Origin of the sequence: Paenibacillus psychroresistens (genome assembly GCF_009728935.1) — a bacterium.
In the GTDB taxonomy this organism is placed as follows: domain Bacteria; phylum Bacillota; class Bacilli; order Paenibacillales; family NBRC-103111; genus Paenibacillus_AC; species Paenibacillus_AC psychroresistens.
Genome location: NZ_CP034235.1, coordinates 1,604,388 through 1,624,733, shown reverse-complemented (window position 1 = coordinate 1,624,733; position 20,346 = coordinate 1,604,388). Strand labels below are relative to the sequence as shown.

Below are 20,346 nucleotides of genomic sequence, written 5' to 3'. Positions count from 1 at the left end.
ATATAAGCCTATGAGCGAATCTCACATACGGCTATTGCCGTCTAAACTGATTCAAAATAGAGAGTTCAGGTTAATATAGGTAGTAGAAGCATATCGGAGGCGATTGAGATGAGTGAGGTTTATTTAAATAAAAAACCTAGTCCTGAGCTTGAAGCGTGGCTGCAGCAATCTAAGCAAACTCACCCTGAGCTCGCCGACTACTTAAAAAATCGCGTCACAATGGAACAAGCCATTGGATACGTAATTGCTGCAATGAATGCTGAAGGGTATTTCGATCCCGTAGATGCTGGTGGTATTTTACTTACATTAATTGAGCAGCAGTTTATTAATTTAACTCCCGAAGAAGCAGAGGCATTCTATTTGCGCTCCATTCATCGGTCAGCAGAAGAGCAAGTTACTGAAGATATGCTATAAAACGTATGCTTACGATGCCAGTTTTCTAAAGAAAACTCTAAGGAGGAACAAATATGGGACATTATATCGAAGTTGAAAAGAATGTTAAGCTTTATGTAGAGGATATTGGCGAGGGCAAGCCTGTTGTCTTTATTCACGGCTGGCCGTTAAACAACAAAATGTTTGAATACCAATATAATTTATTGCCTAAAGAGGGTTATCGTTGCATTGGTATTGATTTGCGTGGGTATGGTAAGTCCGATGCCCCTTGGGAAAGCTACTCCTATGATCAAATGGCGGATGATATCCGAGTAGTTATCGATGCACTTGGACTAGAAGAAGTCTCGCTTGTTGGTTTCTCAGTTGGCGGGGCTATCTCGGTCCGCTATATGGTCCGCCATACGAGCTACAAAGTGGCGAAGCTAGTATTGATTGGTGCTGCGGCCCCAAGCTTTACCCAGCAGCCCTACAATCCATACGGAATTAAGAAGAAAAAAGTTAATGAGAATCTGGCCGCTTCCAGCATGGATCGTCCTAAAATGATTGCTGCGTTCGAGAAAAACTTCTTAGCCAAGAAACTCAGCACTCCGTTAGGTAAATGGTTGAATGGGCTTGCAATTGAAGCGTCCGGTGTCGGAACAATCAAGCTGCTTGAATCACTGCGTGATGAGGATCTATCTGTTGATCTAGCTAAAATCCTAACACCTACCGCTATTTTTCATGGAGTATTGGATAAGATTTGTCCTTTCGATTTCACTAAGATCATGCATAAGCACATTGTAGATTCGAAGCTTGTCCGTTTTGAAGAAAGTGGACATGGCGTTTTATTCGATGAACAAGAAAAATTCAATACCGAGCTGCTTGGTTTCTTACAGAGTTAATTTAAATGACTATCTTTAATTAAATTAAAAAGCCAGACCTTGGATTCGTTCCAGTGGTCTGGCTTTTATTATGAAAATTTCTGTATATATTTGAAGGACTAAAGAGAATGATAAGCATAACCCAATTAAAGGAGACTAAAACCGTGTTAATAATCTTAGGCTACATTGCAGCTATCGTAGTTTTAATATCCGCTGTGATGCTCACAAGAAGTTATATGCATAAAAACCGTAAGATATTCGTTAATGGAGCTCCGCCAAATCTTCAAAAAGGCTCTTTTTTTAGTAAGCAATACGGGCTTTATATTCTGATATTAACACCTATCATTTTTGGAATCGCTTGGTTTATTGGCTGGCTGTACAGTCGGTAACCATCCGTTAACTCTCAATATTTGACCAACATGGCCGTTGCATACATCAATAATATCCCTAAAGTGAGTCCACCAAAATTAGTCCAAGAGACCAGTGAATATTTTTTCACTAAGGATTCCTTGTAGATCATTTTGGAAATAACATAAATCACTTGTAGAATAGCCCCAGCGCCAATTCCGAAGAATAAAGCAGCGAGTGTATTATTGAAGATGAAGCCTCCAATCCAAGTCCCGATAATCGCCGGTCCACCTGCAATGGCCGCTAAATAGACGAATGTCTTCCAGGTTGGACGATCCTTCAGGAGCGGAGCGGCAATACCGACACCTTCTGTAATATTATGCAAGGTAAAGCCGATAATTAAAAATGTGCCTAAAGCCGCTTCCCCAACTGAAAATGCAGCTCCAATTGCCAGACCTTCACCTAGATTATGCAGTCCTATTCCTGTTGCTAGCTTATAGGAAATTTGTCTACCCGTAGCTTCCTTCTTCATTCGTCGTTCATTTGCCTGATCGATAGCAATTAGCAAGAGAAAGCTCAAAAGTGCACCAAACCAGACTAAGCCTGTTCCTTGAAACACACCTGGCACATTAATTGCCAGCTCGAATCCCTCTTCGAAAGTATCAATAACTAAGAAAAATAACAGTCCGACCGTTAAAGCCAACACTGCATGAATCCCCCGTGCCGAGAACCTTCGCATGAACGGGAACCAGAGAAGTCCAAGCGCTATAGGTACAATCCCCACATAGAAACCGATCAACGCATATTTCATAAATCGTTCCCCGCTGAGCTCGGGAGTTTTAATTGCAGCTATTACATCCCCAGTAAAAATAAGCCCTTTGGAGGTAATGAACTTAATCTGATGAGGATCTCCTTGTACCCATGGATAAGGAATAAAAACCGTGCTGCGGCCAAGCCGGTCAATTGTTGGACTTGGATCGAAATCTGCGTTCCAAAAGGAATCATCGATTATAACTTGAGCTACTGTAACAGCTTCAGGACCTGAATTCAACACAGACACTTCAAAGCCTTCGTCAACTAATTTAATTTTCTCAAAATTCAATTTCTCAATCGGTGCTGCTTGCTCACCCTGAATTCCCGTTCCTACCTTGGCAATGATGACAACTAACAATAACAAAAGAACAATCGGCAGAATTCCCCAGAATAGCATTTTAGCTTTACTGGTTGACGATTTAGTTACCTCTTTGGGATTAATAACCTCAGTAGTACCAGCAACCTCTGTGACATTAATGTTCTCCATTTATCATAAACCTCCCTTCCTTATTCTGCATTAAAGAAGCCCATCCAACCTAGCTCAGCAAACTCACTCTGATGAGCATGAAACATATAACGGCCTGGTGCTGGGAAAACAATCTCGAGTATTCCGCGTTCACCCTGGCATTGCATAATCGTATCTGTATAATAAGGACGTGCTTCTGGGTCTGCACCCGTCGCATAATAATTGAAAAAGTTAGCATGAAGATGGAATGAATTAATAGGATCAAATTCTGTAAAATTACTTAAATAAATCCGTACAAGCTCGCCAACCTTCACTTGAATCGGCTTTTGTTGATAAGCAAACGCATATCCATTTACCGTGTAGACTTCATTCTCGCCATCCAAGTCCAAATCATATCCGTTCATCACCATGTTCAATTCCCTTGCAGGGGCACGGGGTTTCTTAGGATCAATAATAAAATTTCCATATAAGCCTTTATGAATATGGCGTCTCAATGGAGCTACATGGCAATGATATAATTGCAGGCAAGCAGGCTTTGCTTCAAACTCATAAGTGAATGATTCGCCTGGCATCACGGATTCAAGCCCATCCATATTAGTTGGGTGAATACCATGAATGTGAATCGAGTGAGGGTGAGTGGTAGCGTTAATCATTTTAACTTTAACGATATCACCTTCTGTGCAACGCATGGTTGGTCCGGGTATCGTACCATTAAATGTCCAGCCTGGAAACTTGATGCCTTTAGAAATTTCAACTTCCTTCTCATAAACGGTAATTTCATACTCCCTTAAGGTGAGCCCTCCCGCTGTTGTGCTGACTTTCCCATAATCGAATGTGGTTAATGCTTTTTCAGCAGCCTTCAATCCATCTGTTAATTCAGTCCCGGGATCATAACCGTGCTTCATCCCTTCATGCATATCCTTGCTTAAAGAGCTGTGTACCTCATGTTTACTCATAGCGTGAGCCTTCTTCTGAAACATGGAACCCGGATTTAGCAAGGCGCTACCCAGAACCGCTAAAGTTCCGGCACCTGCCATTTTTATAATGCTCCGTCTAGACATTTTTTGATCTTTATTCAACATTTTCATACCTCCTGAGCTATACAATAATAAATCATTATTCTTTCACACACACAATTATTTTGTCCAAAGGCAACAATTAAACCAAAAAAAACCAACCAAAAACCTTATTTAAATTTATCATAACTATTTTCTTTCCCTTATGCAACACTTTTTTATTAGTACAACTATGCAAAATAAAAAAGCCCCCGCATTCAGGGCTTTGTTATCTTGGCTATTTAAACTTACTGCTCCGTCATCTCCTGTACTTTCTCTGCATAAAACAGATTGTAAACATGTACGATAATGATTTTGAAAAACATATAAACTGGCAAGGCAAGCAGCATTCCCATAATACCTGCAAGGCTGGCAGCAATCAATAAAATGATAATCGTCGTAAAGGGGTGGATATCGAGCGTCTTACCAAAAATAATCGGAGACAAGACATTATCCTGCAGCTGTTGGCAGATAAAGACCCCAACGATAACCCATAAAGCCATTTCAGGTGATTGGGTAAATGCAACAATAAGGGGGGGAATCGCTCCAAGAAAGCTTCCGACGAACGGAATAAACGAGATAATCGCAAGTACGATCGAAAGCAGTAAAGCATAGGGAACACCAATAATCATAAATGCAACATACGTCATTGCACCCAATAGTAGAGTACTTATCATTCTTCCAGAGATATAACCACTCAGCGCATTATCGATCTCATCGATCGCATTCTTGGCATCTGGTCGATAGCTTCGTGGAATAATTCGCAGAATAATCTTTGGAGCCTTCTCACTCTCACGCAATAAGAAAAACAGAATAATTGGGAATGTCCCAATAACTACAATGAAATCGGAGATGAAACCGAACAAACGATTCGTATAATTCATTACAAATGAGAAACCTTCATTGGCATATTCAGAAAGCTTAGCAGATAACCCAGAATCTGTAGAGATCGCTGAAAAATAGCTGCTTTTTTGCAGAATAGTCACTTGCTTGCCTAAGCTTTGAATCAGCTGAGGGACATTCTTAACGAAGTCTGTAATTTGCTTCTGCAGCGTCGGCCAAACAGCATAAATCAAAACGGCAATTATCAGTACTATACAAACATAAATGATAAGCACAGATAAGGTTCGACCGATTTTCCATCTATCAAACAAATAAACAATCGGACGTAATAAGTAATAAAAGAAACCTGCAATTACGAAAGGAACCAGCAGCATATTGAAAATAGTAATTAGTGGAATGAACAAAAAATTAACCTTATGTATCATATAAATGATGATCAATACAGAAATGACACAAGCACTTTTATATAAAAACCCTTTGGATACCAAGCCCTCTACCTCCTCTTAATTTACATTATTATCTATATCATACACTATCACAGCGCATATCAAACAGAAACCTTTGCTCATCGTGAGCAAAGGTTCTTTTAAGCTGTATTCTTGGTTGATTCTTGGTTAATTTTTACTCATTTCCCTCTCCATTAGCAGGACTCTTCCATTTCTCGAGCCAAGAGGCGTAATTTCTTTTTTGCTCGGTAGAGCTTAGATTTAATCGCACTGACGGAAGTCTTCTGATAGCTCGCAAGCTGCTCATAAGTCAATCCGTACTCATATATGAGCAGCAATGACTGCCAATGCTGAGGTTCTAATGAGGAAAGCAGCTCTCGAGTGACTTTCAATTCTATGTAAGTGTCCATTCCCACATCGACAGCTACAGAATTTATTTCGATATTATCATCCGATATTTCCAAGCAACCAAGCCTCTTCCGATAAAAATCAATCGCCGTATTTCTAGAAATAACGTTTAGCCAAGCGCCTCTCTTCCCCTCCTCCTTCAAAGCATGCAGATGGCGGAAAACCTTCATGAAAGTTTCCTGCACGATATCCTGAGCCAGAAAGTGATCTTTTATCACCGCATAAGCAGAATAATAGACTTGGTTGTAGTAGTTTTGATATAGACTATTAAATGCCTCGTTATCTCCCATTATTCGTTTAAGTAAATCATAGCTCGATTTTGAATCAGCTTTGCCACAGCCTCTGCCGATTTTTGTCCGTTGAAAAATGCTGCCGATTCTTCCGCAATGATCGACTGTAGCTGGGTAGCTTTAGCCTCAACCGAGTGGTTCGCATCGTTTAGATACGACTCCAGCTGTTGGATATCCGCAGCAGTGACTTTTAATTCCTTGCCTTTTAAAGGTCCTTCCTCATCCGCTTTCACGGATCCAACCTCTAAAATCTGCTGAACTTGCTTTTGGTAGGCACTTTTATTTAGTGAAAACCCACCAGACTGTACCTCATCAGAGATAAGAAACTTGATGAAGTCCCACGCTTCATTGGAGACAGAGGACTTGGCATTGATACCTATAGTAGTCTCTGGCCGAAAAAAACCTCCAGCCGCTTGACCTTCTGCTTTTGGTTTGTTATATACTTTTACTTTTTTGAAAATATCCTGATAGCCCGTCCCAGCAAGCATATAATTCCGTACTGAGCTAATGATTTCCATATTAAAATAAGTTTCAGCATATTGCCCAAAGCTTACTATTTTATCATCATTCATCATTTTGATTTGCTTCAACAGGTTGATAAAAATAGCAGATTCTAATTTGCCCTTGTTGTTTGCTTGATCGACAAATGCTGTATAATTGGCTTGAACCAGCTCGTTCAATAACATCTCTGGACTCTTATAAGCAAACGCATATTGGCGATCTCCTTTTCGAGCCAGCTCTTTCGCTGTTTCGAGAAATTGATTCCAGGTCCAGCTTTTGTCGTCGAATGTGACACCGGTTTTCTCAATGGCATCCAAATCGCCAATTATGTTATATAAATAGAATCGTACAGGTATTCCATAGACTCCACCATCCAGCTTGATATTATCAAGAATATTAGTGAAATAGTCATCCCTGTGGAACGAAGCGTCGTTATCCATCCTCTCGCTTAAATTCACGAGTAATTTCTTATTCACATATTGATCCATGGGCAGCTGATCCATCTCCATTAAATCGGGACCTTTGCCGGACAGCAGCTGTGTATTCGTTGTTTTGAGGAATTTTTCATGGTTCGCATCCCAGTTAGCATCGTCTCCAATGGCTTGCGCAAAATTAAGCTCAATCGTGATGTTCGGATGCTTCTCTTCATATTTCTTGATGGCTTCTTTGATAAAGTCCGTTTCGTAAAAGGTTGAAAATACAATGGTTTTCTTACTGCCGTCTGGCTTATTAGAAGCATTTGTTGCATCTGACTTTGTTGAAGATTGCTCGCCAGCCATTGCTGGAATAGCTTTTTCCGTTTCACTGCTATTAGAAGGTTTCACTGCCTTATTATTAGAGCTGCTGCATGCCGATATTGCGAAAATAAGCATACAACTTATCAGTAGTACTCCGAATTTTCTCATATTCAGCTCCTCAATCCATTATTCGTTTAAGTAAATCGAAACTCTATTTTGAATCAGCTTTGCTACAGCGTCAGCCGACTTTTCTCCGACAAAAAATGCTTTGCCCTCTTCAATAATGATATCCTCCACTTTGGATGGCCTAACCTCAACCGGATGAATTGCCCCACTGAGATAAGGCTCTAGCGCTTGAATATCCGCTTCGGTGAACTTAAACTCTTTGCCATGCAATTGTCCTTCTTCATCTGCCTTTAACACCCCAGCCTGCAAGAACTGCTGCACCTGTTTTTGATAAGCCTTTTTATTCAACGAGAAGCCCCCTGACTCGACTTCTTCCGAAATAAGATATTTAACGAAATCCCAGGCTTCTGGTTTATTTGTAGATTTAGCGTTGATGCCGATTGTTGTCACTGTTTGAAAATAACCACCTGCTTCTTGTCCTTCTGCTTTTGGTTTGTCATACAGCTTGGTTTGAATAATATTTCCTTGTTGAGTAAGGAACCCCTTGGCATCTAGTAGATAATTGCGGATTGAGCTGATCTTATCCATTGCAAAATAATTGTCTGAAAATTGCTCCTTACTAACCACCTTTTCATCGTACATGGTCTTTATTTGGTTCATTAAACCAGTAAAAGCATCCGAATCAAATTTACCTTTAAGATTGGCTTGATCCACAAATGTAGCATAATTAGCATGGACCATCTCGTTTAATAAGTACTCGGGTCTACTATAGGTGAACGCATATTCACGCTCAGCTTTCTGAGCCAGCTCTTTCACAGTCTGGATGAACTGGTTCCAGGTCCAGCTTTTGTCATCGAATGGAATACCTGCTTTCTCGAGGGCAGCTTGATCACCTATTATGGCGTCTAAATAGAAGCTTACCGGCATGCCGTAAACCCCGCCATTCAGCTTGATATTATCGAGAATATTCGTGAAATAGTCCGCTCTTTGGAAGGATGGATCGCTATCCATCATTTCGCTCATATTGGCCAATAATTTCTTATTCACATACTGATCAACCGGCAACTGGTCCATTTCCAATAAATCAGGACCTTGCCCTGACAGCATTTGTGTATTCATTGTTTTGATAAACTTTTCATGGTTGGCTTCCCAATTGGCATCGTCGCCTTTGGGGTGAGCGATGTTAAGCTTGATTGTGATGTTGGGGTGCTTAGCTTCATATTTCTTTACAGCTTCATTAATAAAGTCCTCTTCATAAAACATTGAAAAAACGATTGTATGCTTCTGACCATCTGGTTTTTCCATTGCTGCTGGTGTGTTTGTATTCGCTATTGTATCTGCAGGTCCTTTAGTTGAATTTGGTGAAGCATCTATTGTATTCCCGTTGTTCGACTGCTCTACAGCCCCACCGCTAGGATTGCTGCTGCACGCCGTCATAACGAATATTAGTAAAATACTTACCAGAAGTAAGCTATATTTTTTCATGAGAATATTCCTCTCGCTTTCAAAATAGCAAATCTAATATTCATTTAAAAAGAGCGTAACCCGATTCTGGATCAGTTTAGCCACAGCTTCGGCTGATTTTTGTCCAATGAAGTAAGATTTGGCTTCTTCTAGAATGATATCCTCCACTTTCGAAGGTTTGAACTCAACAGGATGAATGGCATCATTCAGATAAGTTTCCAGCCTTTGTACATCCGCTGCATGGACCTTATATTCCTTGCCATGCTCGGGTCCTTCCTCATCCGCCTTGACAGTCCCTTGCTGCAAAATTTGCTCCGCCTGCTATTTATATACATTCTTATTTAGCGGAAATCCACCTGGCTCTACCTTTTCAGATATGAGAAATTTTACGAAATCCCATGCTTCGCTCTTAATAGAGGATTTGGCGTTGATGCCAAGCGTTGTCTCTGTTCGAAAAAAACCTCCCTGCGTTTGTCCTTCAGAGATCGGTTTATTATAAAGCTTTACATGATTAGTGCCATCCAGAACAAATCTCCGAATCGAGCTAATCATATCCATCGTAAAATAGGCTTGCGAAAGACGCCCTATATGAACTGAACTATTGGGATTATAAAGGATCTTTTCATCAACCATCTCTTTGACTTGATGAAGCATACCGATAAAAGCTGCGGAATCAAAATTAGCTTTATGATTGATCTGATCCACAAAAGTAGAATAATCAGCTTGAACCATTTCGTCCAATACGTACTCTGGAATGCTCATAAATACATATTCATAATCACCTTTCTGAATGAGCTCCTTCGATGTTTGCATGAACCGATTCCAGGTCCAGCTTTTGTCATCGAAAGGAACACCAGCCTTTTGGATCGCTGCTTCATCACTTGTTATACCATAAAGATAAAACCTCACAGGCAACCCATAAACTCCACCATTCAGCTTCAAGTTATCAAGCACATTAGTGAAATATTGCTCTCTTTGAAACGAAGGGTCGTTATTCATCATTTCGCTTAAATTCAGCAGCGCCTTTTTACTCACATATTGGCCAATTGGCAGCTGGTCCATCTCCAGTACATCAGGACCCGTGCCTGTCAGTATTTGTGTATTCATGGTTTTTACAAACTTCTCATGGTCAGCTTCCCAGTTGATATCATTGCCTTTCGGGTGAGCGATATTAAGTTTAATTGTGATGTTGGGGTGCTCCACTTCATATTTCTTTACGGCTTCGTTGAAAAAATCCTCTTCATAAAACGTCGATAAAACAAGGGTATGTTTAAGACCATCTGGCTTGGCTATCGGTGATTTCGTTACTGTTTCATTTGGTTTTTCATTAGTCTCTGGCGAGACCTCATCCACTTTGCCGCTATTCGTCTGCTCCGCAGCTTCATTGCTTGGATTGCTGCTGCACGCCGCCAAGGCGAATATCAGCAGGCTGTTTAATAAGAGTAAGGTTATTTTCCTCATATCGATTCCTTCTGTACAGGGTTTCATTTATTTTTTGATATAACTTCATACATTTGGCGGGATGCTCCCTACTTTTCACTTGCTGGCGCTGGTTGGACTTGAGCTGGCTGGTCTGGTGCTGGCTGAGCCCCTTCTACTTCAGTTGGTTTCTGAACAGGTAGAGTTTCCGTCTCAGCTTGTGCCCTTGGCTTCTGAGGTTGAACCTCAGCTCTTGGTTCGGGTTTCCTTACAGGCAGATCATTATCTCTTACTCCAGACTCCTGCGCTGGCTGCGGCTTAACTTCCGTTCTAGCTTCTGGTACTTTAGTGACTTCTGACGTTGTCGTATCCGCTGGAGCTTCAGTTAGCTCTGATTTCGGTGTAGCCTCTGGAGTTTCTGTTACCACTGGTGATTCTGTTGGTTCTGGCGATACTGTTGGATCTGGTGACACCGTCGCTGTCACCTCACTATCTGTTGAACTCCCTCCGTCTGTGGCAGTACCCTTATCACAAGCGGTCATAATCAAAATTAAGGAAATACTCAAAAACAAAGCTGCAAAATTTTTCATGCTTCTCATCCTCTCTTTTTATGTTTCTCTCTCCTTCTCAGTTATAAAGCATGGATGTTACTAAAACCTCTCTAAGATGTAAACAAGTTGTAACAGGGGTAGTATCAAATACAATAATGAGCAAAACCCTCTCTTTACCCTACTTGCACAAGAAAAAGAGCCGCATCAGCGACTCACAGGTTATAGAGAAAGTCATTTATTTAGCCGTTTGATTATAGCTTTAATCCTAAAGGAACGTAGATCCCTTATTTGTTCGATTTTAAGTTATTTCTCAAAATAGGGGAACGTCAGTGCCTTAATTTCCTGGATATGTTACTTTTCGGGCAATTTAAACTCCTTTTTACGAAAATAGCTCACTGACGTTCCCTTAAATCTTGAAACCACATCTTTTCATCCAAATAGAGCATTCACGTTCCCCAAGAAATCCAATCGAGCAAAGAAAGGCATGGATGGTAGGTCATACCCATCACCCAACACAAAATTCCCTGCATCGCTGCCCAGACAGCAATACAAGGATTTTTCATTTGAATTCAATAATAAAAGGCAAATTGTCTATAGTTGTTATTTGAGCAGGTGCAGCTACAGCAGGCTCTCGGGATGCTGCGGGGACTGGCGCTGCTTCACTGGCATATGGCTTCCTGCCGGATAACAGAATTTTCTTGTTATCTGGACTCCATTGCATATGAAAGGGGATCAAGCCTTTATAAATCGATTTTTCATTGATTATGTTGTTTCCCTGCAGCTTGGCTACGAATATTTCTTCCTGATCTTTAGAATAGGCAATATATTTCCGATCCTTCGAAAGCTGAAAGGCATTGATATGCTCCAATAAATTTGTGATAGTTGTATTGCGTCGATCATAAATAGATAATGCTCCTCCTGCGCTGACGAATATAATTTGATTATCATTGATATAATCATAGGTGCCATCCACATTTATAGGTTGTTCAAATATGCTGACGAACCCGCTTCCCTTTAACTCGCCATAAATCAGCTTATATTGCCCATCTGCTACTTTAATAATCATGGCGCTTTTTCCGTCATCTGAGATTTTTACACCAAAGCTCATTTCTCTGAAATTCCAGCCTGGAACTTGATATTGATTTGAACTATTGTGTAGAATGTCATAAGCAATAAAGCTTCCGTCTTTTACTTTCTCGTTTTCAACTGCATTAGTAACATATTGACTATTATTGGACCAAGTTAAAGCATTCAATAAATAGGGCCCCACCACATTATCTTGGATAACAATCTCCTTGCTATTCGCCAAGTCCAGCAGCTTTAATTGATTAGTTATTTCCTTATTTTCAAAATAAGCAATGTGCATGCCGTCTGGAGCTAGCTTGGCCATTTGTTTACTGCTCTTTACTGCTTTTATTTCCTGGTGCGAATTATATTTATAATCCACGCGTTCAAAGCTGCGACTCTGATCATTACCATACAAGCCAATCACCTGTTTTTGATCAATCCATCCCAGGATGTCCCCATTACCATCACCAGGATCAGCAAGGGTATATATTTTATTTACGGCAAATTCTTCATTAACCCCATCAGGCTCACTACTCTCTTCCGTATCAGGGATAATCACAGTTTTAGGCTTCAGTTCATTGGTGCACCCAGCTATTAAGAAACTCAAGAGCACAAAAACCACAATCAAGCGGAAGGTTGAATGGCTCATACCTGTCCCACCTCCGATCTCCTATAAGGCAATTGAATAGATACATTCGTTTGGAAATTCGCACTATGAATTTGAATCGTTCCTCCATGCTCGTCGACAATTGCCTTGCAAATCCCCAGACCTAAGCCATGGCTTCCCAGCTCATGAGGCAGCTGTTTATCGGCTCTATAAAAGGGCTCGAAAATCCTTTCCAGATCTTGAGGATTGATTTCTTCCCCTTGATTACTAATTGTAATTTTCACATCATCTGCAGCGAGACTAGCCTCCACCGTAATAGCAGAATGTGAAGCTCCGTATTTGATAGCATTATCAAGAATATTAATGAATAGCTGCCTCAGCTTAGGAGCTAATCCATGAACCCAAAGCTCTCCCTCCACATTACAATGAATGACCTTTGAATATCTTGCCGCTTTAAACGCCATTCCCTCGCTAACATCCTGGAGAATCAGTCCCACATCCATTGTATCAAAAGCTTCCTGAGCCGATGTTTCCATGGATAGCTCTAATACCTTCAGAACCATTTCATGGAGTCGTTTACTCTCATCAATGATATGATTCATCCCTTTATCGAAAAAAGCTTCATCACTCCAGCCATTTTCTTTAATCATTTCCGCATATCCCAAAATCGAAGTAAGCGGCGTTTTCAGCTCATGAGTCACATTATCAAAAAACTGCTTACGATGATGATTCAGCTCTTTCAGCCGATCCCGATCTTGCTCAATGCGATTAATTTGGATTTTAATTTTCTCAATCATTTTGCTGAAATTGTTCGCTAATTTCCCAATCTCATCTTTTCTTTTGAAGCCTATGCGAATATCAAGATTTCCGTTGGTTACCTCCGTGGAGGCTTTGGTGAGCTTTACAATTGGGATAGTTATATTTCTGGATAGAATATAGGAGAATAAAAACGCAGCAGCAAAGATAGCAATGGTGATATATAGAATAAAATTTAAAATCTGCTTGCTTTGCTCATGAAGTAGCGAGAAATCCTTAGTAAACCGCAATATCCCTACCGTTTTGCCTTCAATGGAAACAGGATAAGAGTAATAAACCTCGGCCAAGCCATTTGCATATGAAATCGTATAGGCTGTTTTCCCGCCCAATGCTTCCTTAAGGTCATCATCAATAACCTCAGTAAATTTGGAGGAGTTAGTTGCATATAGAGACTCGCCTTTTACAGTGTAAGCACTAATTTCACTTGAAGTGACATGGCGCAATTCATCTGCCATTTCTTTAGCAGTTTGCTGAAAATAAATCTCGTCATTTGTGAAATGATTGATCATAAAGGTTTGTTTGACATAGACATTGCTATTTTTTTTCAAACCAATTAAGTCCTGCGTAATAATTTTTTCATTGCTGCTATCAATAATTTGCATAACAAAATGGTTCAACAGCAGCAGGGATATCGAAAAAATAATAAAAAGCCCCAGGAGAAATTTGACCTTAATCGTTAGGAACATGAGCTTTGTCCACCTGTTTTTCGAATTTATAACCAACACCAAATACGGTTACGATCAGATCATTTACATCCAGCTTTTTGCGTAATCGTTGGATATGGATATCTACCGTTCGTGTATCTCCAAAATAGTCATAACCCCAAACAAAATCCAACAATTCGCTTCGCGAAAAGATTTTGCCTCTATAGCTGTATAAGGTGATCAAAAGATCGAATTCCTTTGGCGTCAGCTCAATGATTTCATTGTTTTTCTTAACGATTCTTTCACTCTTAATAATTTCAATATTTTTAAACCTAAGTATGCTTTCACTTGGTTCTTCAGCTGGTTTATTAGCTTGATCGACTCTTCTGAGAATAGTGCGAATTCTCGCAATGACTTCCCGTAAATCAAACGGTTTAGTAATGTAATCATCTGCCCCGAACTCCAAGCCGACAATTTTGTCCGTAATGTCCGATTTAGCTGTTATCATTATCATCGGTATATTATGTGATGCCGTTATTTTTTTACAGACTTCAATACCGGTTGTATCCGGGAGCATCCAATCCAGCAGCAGTAAATTCGGCTTGAAGGACTGAACAGCATTCACACCGTCAGCTCCATTTAGCGCAATCTTCGTTTCAAAGCCAGCTTTATTCAGTCCATAGGCGAGTAAATCTGCAATGGCTTCCTCATCCTCGATGATCAGAATTTTAATTTTCTCCATTAGATCCTCCCCGTCCTTAACCTTATGTTAGCATATCCTAATAATAAGTAGCTATATTCGCACCCGTTGACCATCCTGTAAGGGCTCACTGCTTTCCATGATGATTTCATCCATTTGAAAAATCCCCTCCACTACTGCAGATACACTTTCCGTAGAATCAGCGGTCTTAATATAGGATTTATGCACATAAAAGCCATTGCCAAGCGTACCTTTTCGTTCTTCCAGCACATAAACGTACTTACCGCTTTGATCCTCGTGAATGGCTGATCTTGAAACAAGTACGGTTTCTTTTTCAGTAGGAATTGCTCTTTGCAGCTTAATGCTCCCTATTTCTCCACCTTTTAGCCCAGCATCTTGTAGTCTGATTTTCACCTTCTTGGATGGAGCTTTAGTGCTTTCATCCGTTAATGCTACCGGCTCATCGGCGGCTTGATTATCTTCGATCTCCGTTATCGCTCCATCCAGCAACTTAAGCTCCTGCCCCATCTTTACTGCTACTTCAAGCTTTTCCCCAAGGCTCAGAAGAGATACATTATCCGCAGCCAGTTGGATAGTGAGACTAAAACCTTTACTGGTATTGGATACATTTATTTGCGGTGCCGGAACTCCTTCCGTTGCATTGATTTGCGTGACTACTCCTGCAAAAGGAGCTAGAATTTGCCGATTGTTCTGCAGCTCTGTTTGCGAAGCTTGTATATTTCGCTCATGGGCTTCGATTTCCAGCTTTTGAATGTCCACAGCACGCTTGGCCGCTTTGATCATTAAAGGATCTCCATTTTTACTAGCATCAATATAGCTATCAAATAAACCATCAAGCTGCAGCTTTTGCTGTTTAAGTGAGGTCTGTTCATTTGCAATTTGCAGCTCAGTCGTTTTACTGTCAAAGGTAATCAACGCTTGTCCCTTTACGACGCTATCCCCATTTTTAACGAGAATACTCTTAACCTTCCAGCCTGATTGATCATTTAACTCTACGGATTGCAGAGGGATGAGAGTTCCACTGCCTTCAATGCTATGGTTTAGACTACCTGCAGAAGCTTGTGATGTCTGAACTTTGGGCAATGTGAGAGAAAGCAGCGTGTTGCTGAAAAACGTAAAAAGCAGCAGCATACCGAAAAATAACCCTGCAATGATCCTGATTTTCCGTTTTTTTCTCGACTCTGATTGTTCATTTACTTCCAGCTCCATCTTTATCTCTCCTAACCTTTGATGCCTGACGACTGCACACCTCTAATAAAATAAGATTCCGCATAAAGAAACAGCAAGACGATCGGACTCATATAGAGCAAAGACGAAGCAAAACCAAGTCCACGCTCGTCCTTTAAGATAAAAGCTAGATAAACGGATAAAGGATACTTGAGTGGATCCTCGAGAAAAATCAGCGGCTGCTCCACCATATTCCAGTAGTCGACAAACAATAAAACAATTAAAGCAGCCAGCCCCGGCTTAACAAGCGGCAGCACAATGCTGAAGAAGATTCTGAAATGTCCGGCCCCATCTATTTTCGCCGCTTCCGTTAATGGAGTCGGTATATGCAAAAAAAACTGCCGCAGCAGGAACACGCCATAAGTAGCAAAGATTCCTGGTAAAATAATCGCGGCTACACTATTCAGCATCCCCAGCTTATTTGCAATAATATAGTTTGGCACCAGCGTAACCTGAAACGGCATCAGCATGGCAATAACATAAACCAAAAATAAGGGATCCCGCCCTGGGAAACGCAGCATTGAAAAAGCATAGGCAGCAAGTGCAGCAACAACCGTTTGTCCAGCAATAATTGGTGCCACCAGCCGCACAGAATTCCAAAATAGGTTTAAAAACTTAGGGGATTGCAGCAGCAGCTTATCGAATTGACCAAAGGATATCCAATCGGGAATAAGCTTTAAATTAACAAACTCTGCTTTTGTACTTGAATCTGTAATAACACCAATCAAATGATAGTTTAGATCAATTTCATGCTCTGTCATAAATGAGTTCGTAAAAGTAATCACAATGGGAAACAGCATGGCTAGAGCAAGGATTAACAATACCAAGCTTAATGCTGATTTTCGCAATAAAGCGGATGATATATGCATGTATAGCTACCTCCATGATCGTTTATTCCATAAAATTGCGGAAGCGTCGTTCCATCCCGTAAAGAGCCATTACGATGAATATAATGCTTGCGACCATTAAACTTGCAGCCGCAGTCAGCTTCTGGATATCCAGCGAAAGAAACATATTATTCATATAATGCTGGAGCATATAAATGCTGTCGTAGGGATAATCGCCTGCAATGAGGTACGTTTCACGGAACACTTTAAACGAGTTGATGATCGACATCAGAATAACAAAAAACATCGTGGGCATTAAATAAACAAGCGTAATCCGCCGCAATTTAGTGAACGGTCCAGCTCCTTCGAGATTGGCAATTTCGTAATAGCTTTCCGGGATGCTCTGGATGCCCGCTAAGAACAAAATCATGCTGTATCCGATGTTCTTCCATATATAAATGACGGCCACAACAACAATCGACCAATTCGATTTCATCCAATCCACACGATTCATCCCTAAACCATGCATCCATGAGTTGATCGTTCCGTTCCAATCGAATACAGCCTGCCAGATAAAAACAACTGAAGCAACCGGCACTACAAGCGGTAAAATATAAGCCGTCCTCAACCATTTGCGCATATAAACACTCTGATTCAGCAGCAGCGCAAGCATCAAAGAAAGTCCAAGCATTAACGGCACACTTACGACTGTGAATAGTGCTGTATTCGAGGCTGCTTTACGAAATGAAGAGCTTGCAAGAAGCACCTGATAATTGTCCAAGCCTACAAAGCTCCCATCAATGGTACTATCCATAAAAGAATAGAAAAATCCCATTACAAATGGAATTGCATAGAAAAGCGAGAACCCGCCTACACTCGGGGCAAGAAACAGCAAAGCTATCGCCGTCTCTCCTTTAAACAATCTAGGAATCTTCATTTACTCACCTCAAAATGGCTAAGCGATTTTCTGCCTATCCTATTTATAAAGCAAGGATGTTAATAAAACTTCTCCGACTTGTAAACAAAATGTAAAAAAGATGCCGACTAGTTTAGTCAGCACCCTGTAAATGGAAATATTTAATTAATTCCAATAAAAGTTTCAATGTATTGACAGTCGATATATCGCATGGTAATATAGCGACATACGATATAAAGAGGTGAGAATTTGGATTCAACAAAAGAAATGCTGCCATTAACGGAAGGCTTTTACTACATTCTCATTTGTCTTATCCAAGCACCGGCTCATGGATATGGAATTATGCAAGACGTGGAGAAAATGACTCTTGGCAGAGTGCGAATTGGCCCTGGTACTCTTTATACAGCTTTAAACACACTGCTCAAAAAAGAGTTAATTATTGATCTTCCTACGACCGACAGCGCAGACTCTCGTCGGAAAATGTATGCCATAACCGAAAACGGAAAAAAAACGGTAGCTGGAGAAATACAAAGGCTGCAGGAGCTTTTGGATAATGGTCGAAAATCAATGAATACTGGTGAGGAGTAATTATATGGAGAAGGAAACTACACGTAAGTTTAAATGGGGCTTTACTTGGGAGCTTGAAAAATTAGAAAAGTGGATGAGCGATTTATCAGCTAAAGGAATGCATATTGATAAACCAGGGAATTTGTGGAATAGGTACACTACTGATCCTTCCATTCAGTATATTTACCGTATAGATTTCCAACAAGATTTACTCGATAAGGACAAATTAAATGAATACACGAGTCTTTATGCAGACAGCGGTTGGGAGTACGTGGGTTCAGTTGGACCTTTATGGCATTATTTTCGCAAAAATGCTTTTTCCGAAGAACCTTTTGAGCTTTACACAGACCGCTCCTCACTAGCAGATTATTACAAGAGAATAAGTAAAGTTTTAGTACTTGTCGCCTTAATTAATCTATTAAGTATAGCTCTCAATATAAGCTTAGTTTTCCCTAAATATTTCACAGCAAATTTGTGGAGTATCACTATACCTGTCGTTTCTATTCAAATGCTCTTATTCTTATTTCTGATATATGGGTATTTTAGGTTCAGTCAGAAAATAAAAGTTTTAGCCGAAAATAAGTAAATTGTTATCCCTTAGTTATCGGTCCCAAGTGGGTTACCAAAGTTTTTAGAGGATTGCCTATATGCACATTCATTTCACGCTCAATAACTTCTGCTGCATCAACCATAGATAACTGAACGACTGAGATCACCTTGCTCTCGTCAGCTGCTAGTAATTTTCTAATATAGCTTGAAATTTCATTCTCATATCGTGCTTTTTCGCCTAGCATAATCATCTCAAACGTATGTTCAATCACTTGCACCTCAATATTATCAATTGGTTTTTGATGTGCACTCGCATATTCATGGAGCCTCTTTATCGTACCTTCAACTGTTGCTGGATTAGTAAAAAGAAGGACTTGGGGCTCCGTTGTCTTACATACCTGCTCGAAGAAAGGTTCATCTAATTTAATAATTGGGATTGGAGATTTAAGCCGGTCTTCGTCTAGAAGTGCAATATAATTAGTGCAAGTAATCAGAATTGCATCTACATTTGTTTTTGCGATCCATTCGATCTGTTCAATAACTCTGTCCTGTGCTTGAACTAAATCAAAATTCTTATCTGCTGCAATTCTAATCATCAACCCCGGGTCCACAAAGTGAACCAACTCCACATCGTTAGCGGAAAAAGCATTTTGAATATAGGCAATATTAGAGTAGTGGGCGTGTAAGCAACCAATTTTTGTTTTCACAGTTAGTGATTCCTTTCAAAATGATGTACCGAAGATGCCAATAGAATTACCGTCCAAATCCTCAAATGTGAACCGAACTTTGTTTCCTTCCTCATAATATTTCGATAATTTAACATTCTTTTTCTGCAAAATATCATAATCCTCCATAGCATTGGAAGAGAGAATATTATAAGGGATGTGCCTAAGTGGATTAAATGATGGGGTTTCTACTAATGCCATGCGACTCCATGCTGATTCAAACGAATTATGGTCAACTCCAGCATAATTAATTGTTAAATCAGCTACATATTCAGGAGTTGCACCAATATAACCAGCACCTCCAGTTGCGCTAAAAAAATGGAAGTGAAAGCCGAGATTTTGTTTATACCACTCAATTGATTCAGCTAGATTTCTTACAGTCAGAAATACTCCACCCACTTCAATAATTTGGTTTGAGCTCTCATTCTGCTCCTCACAGAGTCCAATTCGATTTCCATCCGGATCATAAAAATCACAGCATAACATGTTATCATCATTAGTCAATTCAGTCATAACAACCCCCACATTCTTCAAAGAAGCATGAAGCTCTCGAACTGCATTCGTATGGAAGTTAAACGGGATATGTGTGTAACTATTTAAGTGTGAACTCTTAATGAGAATGAAACTTGTTTTCTCGAATGATAGTCTTATTTCATTTGGCTGAGTAGTCTGATCGTCCATGGATATATTCATCCCAAATTTATCTTTATACCACAGGCTGGATTCCTTGGGATTAGTTACGGGAAGAAAGATTTCATTTAGATATTTGAAGTTCATATTAAACCTCCATTTTCTTATTTTTCAAGGTAATTAATGTATTCGCTAGAAATCCTTTACTTCCTTTAATACGGTGATACCAACTTGGTATTTTACATTACTTAACTGTTATCGATAGCAATCAACCTTTTAGAATAATTTAGGTCATTTTCTAACATAATAAAAACTTAAACGTGGAGGTG

The 20,346-nt window shown here is 40.1% G+C and carries 22 protein-coding genes; 5 read left to right on the top strand and 17 right to left on the bottom strand.

Going from position 1 to position 20,346, the window contains the following annotated elements; translation table 11 throughout:
* Window positions 1-108 precede the first annotated feature (108 nt).
* From EHS13_RS07350 to EHS13_RS07340, 3 genes are all read left to right on the top strand, one after another.
* Window positions 109-414 carry a hypothetical protein gene (locus tag EHS13_RS07350; RefSeq protein ID WP_155699715.1) on the top strand — a complete coding sequence of 102 codons (306 nt, stop codon included), beginning with the start codon at window positions 109-111 and terminating at the stop codon, window positions 412-414.
* Window positions 415-467: 53 nt separating this feature from the next.
* Window positions 468-1,274: an alpha/beta fold hydrolase gene (locus EHS13_RS07345; protein WP_155699714.1), complete on the top strand. Its 807-nt coding sequence runs from the start codon at window positions 468-470 to the stop codon at window positions 1,272-1,274.
* A gap of 143 nt (window positions 1,275-1,417) precedes the next feature.
* Window positions 1,418-1,642 carry a hypothetical protein gene (locus tag EHS13_RS07340; RefSeq protein WP_155699713.1) on the top strand — a complete coding sequence of 75 codons (225 nt, stop codon included), beginning with the start codon at window positions 1,418-1,420 and terminating at the stop codon, window positions 1,640-1,642.
* Between the two features lie 14 nt (window positions 1,643-1,656).
* On the opposite strand, the gene EHS13_RS07335 is transcribed toward EHS13_RS07340, so the two are convergent.
* From EHS13_RS07335 to EHS13_RS07270, 15 genes are all read right to left on the bottom strand, one after another.
* Window positions 1,657-2,901 carry a ZIP family metal transporter gene (locus EHS13_RS07335; RefSeq protein WP_227013827.1) on the bottom strand — a complete coding sequence of 415 codons (1,245 nt, stop codon included), beginning with the start codon at window positions 2,899-2,901 and terminating at the stop codon, window positions 1,657-1,659.
* Between the two features lie 20 nt (window positions 2,902-2,921).
* Window positions 2,922-3,962, bottom strand: coding sequence for a multicopper oxidase domain-containing protein (locus tag EHS13_RS07330; RefSeq protein WP_155699712.1), 1,041 nt, complete (start codon window positions 3,960-3,962; stop codon window positions 2,922-2,924).
* Window positions 3,963-4,183: 221 nt separating this feature from the next.
* On the bottom strand, window positions 4,184-5,266 hold the full coding sequence (locus tag EHS13_RS07325) for an AI-2E family transporter (protein WP_155699711.1): 1,083 nt from the start codon (window positions 5,264-5,266) through the stop codon (window positions 4,184-4,186).
* Between the two features lie 152 nt (window positions 5,267-5,418).
* Window positions 5,419-5,922 (bottom strand): RNA polymerase sigma factor, encoded by a 504-nt coding sequence (locus EHS13_RS07320; protein ID WP_155699710.1) that lies wholly within the window; start codon window positions 5,920-5,922, stop codon window positions 5,419-5,421.
* On the bottom strand, window positions 5,922-7,247 hold the full coding sequence (locus EHS13_RS07315; protein WP_227013826.1) for an ABC transporter substrate-binding protein: 1,326 nt from the start codon (window positions 7,245-7,247) through the stop codon (window positions 5,922-5,924). Before EHS13_RS07315 ends, EHS13_RS07320 begins: the two co-directional genes overlap by 1 nt.
* 99 nt (window positions 7,248-7,346) lie before the next feature.
* The gene (locus tag EHS13_RS07310; RefSeq protein ID WP_155699708.1) at window positions 7,347-8,771 is read right to left on the bottom strand and encodes an ABC transporter substrate-binding protein; all 1,425 of its coding nucleotides are present in this window, start codon (window positions 8,769-8,771) and stop codon (window positions 7,347-7,349) included.
* A 33-nt stretch (window positions 8,772-8,804) separates the two neighbouring features.
* Window positions 8,805-9,056, bottom strand: coding sequence for a hypothetical protein (locus tag EHS13_RS36665; protein WP_227013825.1), 252 nt, complete (start codon window positions 9,054-9,056; stop codon window positions 8,805-8,807).
* 15 nt (window positions 9,057-9,071) lie between these two features.
* The gene (locus tag EHS13_RS07305; protein WP_227013824.1) at window positions 9,072-10,211 is read right to left on the bottom strand and encodes an ABC transporter substrate-binding protein; all 1,140 of its coding nucleotides are present in this window, start codon (window positions 10,209-10,211) and stop codon (window positions 9,072-9,074) included.
* A gap of 68 nt (window positions 10,212-10,279) precedes the next feature.
* Window positions 10,280-10,759: a hypothetical protein gene (locus EHS13_RS07300; protein WP_155699707.1), complete on the bottom strand. Its 480-nt coding sequence runs from the start codon at window positions 10,757-10,759 to the stop codon at window positions 10,280-10,282.
* Between the two features lie 520 nt (window positions 10,760-11,279).
* Window positions 11,280-12,437 (bottom strand): hypothetical protein, encoded by a 1,158-nt coding sequence (locus EHS13_RS07295; protein WP_155699706.1) that lies wholly within the window; start codon window positions 12,435-12,437, stop codon window positions 11,280-11,282.
* A complete protein-coding gene (locus EHS13_RS07290) occupies window positions 12,434-13,897 on the bottom strand; it encodes a sensor histidine kinase (RefSeq protein ID WP_155699705.1) in 1,464 nt (487 codons plus the stop codon). Before EHS13_RS07290 ends, EHS13_RS07295 begins: the two co-directional genes overlap by 4 nt.
* Window positions 13,881-14,597: a response regulator transcription factor gene (locus EHS13_RS07285; protein WP_155699704.1), complete on the bottom strand. Its 717-nt coding sequence runs from the start codon at window positions 14,595-14,597 to the stop codon at window positions 13,881-13,883. Before EHS13_RS07285 ends, EHS13_RS07290 begins: the two co-directional genes overlap by 17 nt.
* Window positions 14,598-14,648: 51 nt before the next feature.
* A complete protein-coding gene (locus EHS13_RS07280; RefSeq protein ID WP_155699703.1) occupies window positions 14,649-15,785 on the bottom strand; it encodes an efflux RND transporter periplasmic adaptor subunit in 1,137 nt (378 codons plus the stop codon).
* Between the two features lie 11 nt (window positions 15,786-15,796).
* Window positions 15,797-16,672, bottom strand: coding sequence for a carbohydrate ABC transporter permease (locus tag EHS13_RS07275; protein ID WP_155699702.1), 876 nt, complete (start codon window positions 16,670-16,672; stop codon window positions 15,797-15,799).
* 22 nt (window positions 16,673-16,694) lie between these two features.
* The gene (locus tag EHS13_RS07270; RefSeq protein WP_155699701.1) at window positions 16,695-17,567 is read right to left on the bottom strand and encodes a carbohydrate ABC transporter permease; all 873 of its coding nucleotides are present in this window, start codon (window positions 17,565-17,567) and stop codon (window positions 16,695-16,697) included.
* A 228-nt stretch (window positions 17,568-17,795) separates the two neighbouring features.
* Here EHS13_RS07270 and EHS13_RS07265 point away from each other — a divergent pair, with 228 nt between their 5' ends.
* The gene (locus EHS13_RS07265; RefSeq protein ID WP_227013823.1) at window positions 17,796-18,134 is read left to right on the top strand and encodes a PadR family transcriptional regulator; all 339 of its coding nucleotides are present in this window, start codon (window positions 17,796-17,798) and stop codon (window positions 18,132-18,134) included.
* Between the two features lie 4 nt (window positions 18,135-18,138).
* Window positions 18,139-18,699, top strand: a complete 561-nt coding sequence (locus EHS13_RS07260; protein ID WP_155699700.1) for a DUF2812 domain-containing protein — start codon at window positions 18,139-18,141, stop codon at window positions 18,697-18,699.
* A 4-nt stretch (window positions 18,700-18,703) separates the two neighbouring features.
* On the opposite strand, the gene EHS13_RS07255 is transcribed toward EHS13_RS07260, so the two are convergent.
* Both EHS13_RS07255 and EHS13_RS07250 read right to left on the bottom strand, forming a co-directional pair.
* Window positions 18,704-19,369, bottom strand: a complete 666-nt coding sequence (locus tag EHS13_RS07255) for a hypothetical protein (protein ID WP_155699699.1) — start codon at window positions 19,367-19,369, stop codon at window positions 18,704-18,706.
* A gap of 15 nt (window positions 19,370-19,384) precedes the next feature.
* Window positions 19,385-20,164 (bottom strand): VOC family protein, encoded by a 780-nt coding sequence (locus tag EHS13_RS07250; protein WP_155699698.1) that lies wholly within the window; start codon window positions 20,162-20,164, stop codon window positions 19,385-19,387.
* Window positions 20,165-20,346: the final 182 nt, after the last annotated feature.